The 6,410-nt window shown below is 42.6% G+C and carries 3 protein-coding genes; all 3 read left to right on the forward strand.

The window, feature by feature from the left end:
• Nucleotides 1-3: 3 nt before the first annotated feature.
• From dpdJ to IEW93_RS19335, 3 genes are read left to right on the forward strand one after another with little or no spacing between them, the layout of a single operon-like run.
• Nucleotides 4-4,458 (forward strand): protein DpdJ, encoded by a 4,455-nt coding sequence (gene dpdJ / locus IEW93_RS19325; RefSeq protein WP_188740876.1) that lies wholly within the window; start codon nt 4-6, stop codon nt 4,456-4,458.
• Nucleotides 4,455-5,018: a phospholipase D-like domain-containing protein DpdK gene (gene dpdK, locus IEW93_RS19330; protein ID WP_188740877.1), complete on the forward strand. Its 564-nt coding sequence runs from the start codon at nt 4,455-4,457 to the stop codon at nt 5,016-5,018. Before dpdJ ends, dpdK begins: the two co-directional genes overlap by 4 nt.
• Nucleotides 5,002-6,219: a hypothetical protein gene (locus IEW93_RS19335; protein ID WP_188740878.1), complete on the forward strand. Its 1,218-nt coding sequence runs from the start codon at nt 5,002-5,004 to the stop codon at nt 6,217-6,219. Before dpdK ends, IEW93_RS19335 begins: the two co-directional genes overlap by 17 nt.
• The last annotated feature ends 191 nt before the right edge of the window (nt 6,220-6,410 follow it).

Here is a 6,410-nt window from a genome sequence, read left to right on the forward strand (position 1 = left end):
TTAATGGACACACAAAACCTGATTGGAGCACTCGATAGGATCGAGAATAAGGAATCTGAACTTTTATCTTGGGGGGACATCGATGTATCTTCGACTGAATCTGAAGTTCGGGAAAGTATCCGAGAGTCTGGTGTCAACGATATTTTTATCGATGAGTATTTTGACGCTTTGAAAAGTCGCTGCTTTATCTTTGAAGTCGACTCTGGGAAGTATCGCTCAAGAATGGCTGAAACAGTTCGACTTCAGGTGCTTTCACGCCAGTGGTTTAGAAATAAAGGGGCGGAAGATACTAAACCTCTGATTTCTGATTTTCGTTTTTTAAAACGGGCGCGTAAATATCCAAAGCGTGATCACCATGCTAAAACGCTGATTGATAATTGGGGAAAAAGCAGTCTCTTTAAATCGAGTGATGAGAAGATAATACTGAGTAACCTCCTTAAGAATGGAGATGAATGGTTTCAATTGGGTGGCTTTCAGGTACGCTCGACAGAGCGCATTTTGGAGAAGTTTGATAAGCATAAATACAAGAACACATTGGAAGCCAGTGCGACAATCGTTTGTGCCGGAACTGGTAGTGGTAAAACGCTGTCTTTCTACCTTCCTGCTATGGCCAAGTTGGCGGCAAACCTGCTGCAAGATGCTCTGCCTCGAGTTCGAATTCTAGCTATTTATCCTCGAAAGGAGTTGTTGAAAGATCAGTTTGCAGAGACCTACAAAGAAGCGCGCAAATTGGATGACTATTTACTTTCTAAAGGCATACGCAAGATATCGATAGGCACCTTCTACGGCGATACCTTTTCTGAAAACTTTGCGAAAGATGGTGATGAGTTTAGAGTCATGGTGTGCCCGCAGAAACCAAGTGGAAAACATTGTGGTGGCACACTTAGTTTCCGCAAAGCCACTAAACAGGTTGTTTGCCTCTCCTGTAACACAGTGTTAGCAGAAGACGAAATTCTGGCGACAAGAGAACGCGTTAAAAAATCACCGCCTGATATCCTCTTTACTACTACAGAAATGCTCAATCAGCGTCTTAGTGACGGCCACTTCAATCATCTTTTCGGAATCACTCGAGATCAAAAATCGATTCCTTTGGTGTTGTTAGATGAAGTACATACTTATGAAGGGAGTGCCGGTGCACAAACATCGTATCTTCTGAAGCGCTGGATGAAGTTCAGCGGTATCAAACCGCACTTTGTAGGCTTATCAGCAACCTTGGCAGACGCGAAGAACTTTTTTGCAGATCTGACCGGAACTAAGTCTCACTTTACCGAATTGGTTGAATCATTCGATCATGAATTAGAGGAAGAAGGCGCAGAATACATGTTGGCGCTGCGCGGGGACCCTGCATCTCAAACGGGTTTGTTATCAGCCACGATTCAGGCAACCATGCTGGGAAGTCGCCTGCTGGATAGGCACCAAGGGGTGGACAAGAACATATCTCAAGGCATCTTTGGGCAGAAAGCGTTTGTGTTTACTGATGACCTTGATGTGATTAATCGTCTTTATAACGACTATCTAGATTCGGAAGGTAAGAAAGATTTCTACGGTGAAATAAGACCAAGACATGGGGACGATTCACCACTCGCTTGTCTGCGTTCACCCCGCCACCCAAACTATGACCAAGAACTTCAAAAGGTGTTAGGGCTGGATTGGTCTTCTGCTGAAGAGATTGGCCATAACTTGTTTGAATCTACGCAGGTTGAAAGAACATCTAGTCAAGATAGTGGAGTCAATCAAACCGCAAATGTTGTGGTCGCAACGGCCTCTTTGGAAGTTGGTTATAACGACCCTGATGTGGGCCTTGTCATTCAGCATAAAGCACCGCGTAACGTTGCTTCTTATTTACAACGTAAGGGGCGAGCTGGTCGACGCCGTGGGATGCGTCCGTGGATGTATACCATGTTGTCTGATTTTGGAAGGGATCGAATTGCATTCCAACAGTACGAGCAACTAATTGATCCAAAGGTCAAAACGACAAAGTTGCCTATTGAAAACTCTCACATACATAAAATGCATGCTGCGCTCGCTACGCTAGAGTGGTTAGTGAAAGAGTATCGATTGGAGCGTATAAATATTTGGTCTGTGTTAAAAGAGCCAAACCGAACTGACAAAAACGGTAAACTTACGAATGAGCATAGCCTTGAGAAAATTAAGCAAGCCGTTACAGATGTAATGGTATCACAAGCAAAAACGCACCAGTTGACTAACTATCTACAAGACACGCTTGCCCTCAGTGATGAGCAGGTCAAAGTGGTAATGTGGGCTCCGCCTCGTTCGATAATGATGTCCTTTTTGCCCGAACTGCGGCAGAACTTGCAATTTAAATGGGGGGCAAAAGGGAAACGTTGGGATGGTTTAGTCGAGAAACAGTCCGGCCCTATGCCGAAGTATATTTCTTCGCAATTGTTTTCCGCACTGGATACACAATCACTGACTATTGCATTGGATCGCTCAACCAAAAGTGAACCGCGCACAGAGATCAAGGAAATGGCCTTTTTCCAAGCATTAAAAGAGTTTGCGCCAGGCCGAATGTCTAAGCGCTATACAGTGAAAGCTTGGAATGTACCGGACTGGCTAATTCCGGCAGACTTTAATCCTGTGCCAGATACGACGTTGGATGTTGAGTTCAATATCGAAGAGGCATTTGGCAGCATCAGTAAACAAGGTCATCAGGAAGATATTCTGTTTGATGGTGAGTTGATCCCGGTATATCAGCCGAGGTTTATTCGAACTCAGCGCTCAACTAACCCGGCGCTTGGTAACAAAAGCAGTAGTGTTCTGCAATGGCATTTTGATATATCAGAACCTAATTCACATTGTCGTATTGAAGTACCTGAGAATACTGAGTGGCACAATGTTCTGCGCGGTATCGAGTTTTTCACTCACGACCACTCTACTCCTCTGGAGATCGTGCGCTATTGCACTGGCGCAAAGGCGAGTATTCCATTTTCTAGTGGTGATAACGCTAATGTTAATTTCAATTGGACGCTTGAAGGCAAGCCTGCGGCTATTGGAACCAAGTTGTGGGTAGATAGCGCCAAGTTTTCGTTCAGGTTTTCTGAAGAAGATATAAAGGACATTCTTCTTCACAAACAAAATAAAAAAGCCTTGTACTACCAATACCTTCAGTATGAGTTTGTTAATTCGGATAATTACAAGGATAATTATTTCTTTGCAAACTGGGTTTTCGAGTGCTTGATATGTTCTTTGCTTGTTTTGAGTGAACAGAAAGGGCAATCATTAGGAAGGACCTTTGAGTACCTCTATTCTCAAGATGGAAAGCAAGTTGCTAATGGGGTCATCAACGGACTTTTCCAGCGAAGGGAAACCGCGGATGGAAACGATGAAGAACAAGATCTTCACAGACGCCTAACCGAGTACTTTGCCGAAGAAAACAACCTGTATGAGATGAAAGGGGCATTAAGACTTGAGCCTGATTATGCAGAGAACCCTGCTTATTACGCCTGGGCTAAAGATTTGCTAGGACAAACCTTGTGCGGTGGCATTAATGCAATGTTTCTTAAGCTAGTCTCAGACGTATCTGAACAATCGTTTAGCATGGATCATCTTTGGGATGGCGATGTGCTCAACGTCTGGGTCAACGAAAATGAAGTTGGTGGAGTTGGCTATATCACTAAGTTTCGAGAAGTGTTTAATGAAGACCCACTTCGCACGCTTGGCCATTTGACACATGCTTTTGAAATTGGTGAATACGAGCAGGTCAATTTCGATCTGCGGTATTTTCTAAATGAGTTGCAACGTAACGTAACACTTCGTGACAGCCTTAATCAGGTGCGTAGCGCGCAATCATTGACCGAACGTTCTGAAAATACCAAAAAATTAAAGCAGCAGATCGCTAAACTCGGCATATTACCCACCCACACTTGGGAGAGCGTTTTATATTCGAGAGTATTAAAAAGTGGAGCGAATGAACAATCAGATCAGCGACTAGTTGCACTCCTTAAGCAATGGACTGACTATGAGGAACAAAGTGATCTGGAAATTCCACTGCATATTGCATCCTACTTACTAGCGGCCAAACAAGGTGGGACTTATGGTGATATTTACCGTGAGAAAAATCGTATTCAGTCTCGCATGTGGCAGCGGGGAGCAATGATTCGCGAGCAAGAGTTGGGCTTCTATAATCAGTTCAGCGCTACCAAAAATAAAACTGAGCGACTTTTACTTTCGAGAGTCATTACAAGTACAGAAGCATTAGTGAACTACGATGAGAGTGGTGATTGGCAAGGTACACTGTCAAATGCTTTACAAGCTAATGGAAAAGGCATATTGGTGTTTACTGATAAGCAAAGAGGCTCAGTGAAGGCAGTAATTAGCCAGTTAAATGTCAGTATGCTGGAGTACAACAAGATGCTGTTCTATCCACGTATAACTAAGTTGCAAACCCAGTTATCTTCGATTCAAGTGACCGTAGAAGTGAGAGACATTTTACAATGATAGTGCAAGATGAACGCTCGATCGAAACTAAAGAGGCGATTGGCCGAGCACATATAAAGGATCTTCTTTCGTCTTTGCTGGTGGCGGAATCAATAAACCCTGGTGTGATCTATATATTAAGCCCTTGGATTTCCGATTTTCCGGTTCTAGATAACACGACAGGAAACTTCGACGCTGTTAACCCGAAATGGGGACATCGACATTTATATTTTTTCGAACTTCTTCAAAACTGTGTTGAGGCTGGCGCTACGCTGAAATTAGCGATTAGAGAGAACAGAGACAAAATGCGTCAGCTAGAGCAAAATCTTTGCAATTACCCTTCTAGGTTTAAAGTGGTGGAGTTGAAAGATCTACACGAAAAAGGACTGTTGACTGATTGCGCTCTGATCCGCGGCTCAATGAACTTCACTTATTTTGGAGCGACTGTAAATTACGAGTGTATTACGTATACTACTAATCCTGCCCAAATTGCTGAAAAAAGAAACACCTATGAGGATCTGTACTTTAAAGAAGTGCTGTCTAAGGAAACAAGTGCGGAGGACGATGATGACTGGTATTGAGTCAATTCTGCTTGGTTTTTTTCAAGGTGATAACAAGATTACACCTGAAAGCAAATATAAGAATAAAGTCGACCTAGCAAAATCAGTTCTTCTAAAGCCCGGTAAGATAAAATATCTGGTTGGTTACCCACAAAGTAGTGACCCTACCTTCTATGTTTTATGCGAAACTGAAACATTGATGGAGCACACCAAAGATTGGCTTAATTGTGCTCTGCCAAGGTTTTGTTGCAAGTACGCACGACCGTGTAAAGAGGCTGAGTATCCGTTTGAGTCGGTGTTACTTGAACAATGGCCACATGGCTTCTTGAAGGTTGCAGTATGGAGTCAGCAACACACTCAATTCGACAAAGATAAATACCGGGAATTTATTCCGTATGCTTTTGAGCAAATGCAATCTGCACTGGAGGAAATGATCTCTCGTTTCGAGAGTTCTCCGGTCATTAAACAAGACTCTGATAAGTCTATAGGAATGTTGATAAAAGGGTTTATCCAGGCTTATAAAGATAATGATCTCGCTCTCATGGAGTTACACTATCGTGAAATTATATCCAGAGATGATCTTGAAAGGCGTAACAAAGATACGTTGAAGTTCATGTTTCTTGAAAAAGAACGGAAGTGGTCAACCATAGTTTGCTTTGCTCATGAGCGGAACGTGATGTCCCAAGTCATTTCTAGCGGTGTGGTGACTGCCATTATGCATGCGCTGGTTTATCAGTCTTGCGAGGATAAAGAAGCCCTAAAAAGTTTTGAGATAGATTGGCCCTCTCTTTATGTCAGTGCACAAGAGTTTTGCCCTTTGCTAACAATTACACCTTCTTTTGAGGCTGAGTCAGACTGGTATCTATGGGCTATTTTGGCATACACCTTAAATATTGAAGGCTTTGCTGAAAAGGTCGGTAGTTATGTTGATAAGGCTTGGTTAAACAGTCTTCTTGAGCGAGACACTAGCATCAATGCACAAAAAGTCATGTTGGTAGAAGTTTTAGATACCAGCAATTTGAAACACCAAGAGCAAACAGTTAGTGAAGTACTGAACTATGCGCAAACCTGCCATGAGTCCGAGTTGATGAGTCTGTATGAGTGGCTTGAGGCATCACCCGTTAGTATCAAGCTTTCAATAAAAGCCAAAGTACCATTGCGAAGACTCTGGCAACAGGTGGAGTTAAATGTAGCTAGTTTTTTGGTGGTTGGAACTGTTTAGTTTAGATGTATTAGTTTAGATTAGGCCTCTATATCTATATCTATATCTATATCTATATCTATATGTAAGCGGTAAATAAACCCCACATACTCAATCATAAAAATAGTTGTCATAGTACCTCACCAATTTAAGGAGGCACTATGTCATCACAAGAAAAACACCAGTATTGGTCTTCATTAATCGAGCAGCAA

It is taken from the genome of Shewanella inventionis (genome assembly GCF_014641855.1).
Taxonomy (GTDB): Bacteria; Pseudomonadota; Gammaproteobacteria; order Enterobacterales; family Shewanellaceae; genus Shewanella; species Shewanella inventionis.

Excerpts from the sequence above, each read along its gene's own strand:
- dpdJ (WP_188740876.1), top strand. The coding sequence starts at position 4 with ATGGACACACAAAACCTGATTGGAGCACTCGATAGGATCGAGAATAAG.
- dpdK (WP_188740877.1), top strand. The coding sequence starts at position 4,455 with ATGATAGTGCAAGATGAACGCTCGATCGAAACTAAAGAGGCGATTGGC.
- IEW93_RS19335 (WP_188740878.1), top strand. The coding sequence starts at position 5,002 with ATGATGACTGGTATTGAGTCAATTCTGCTTGGTTTTTTTCAAGGTGAT.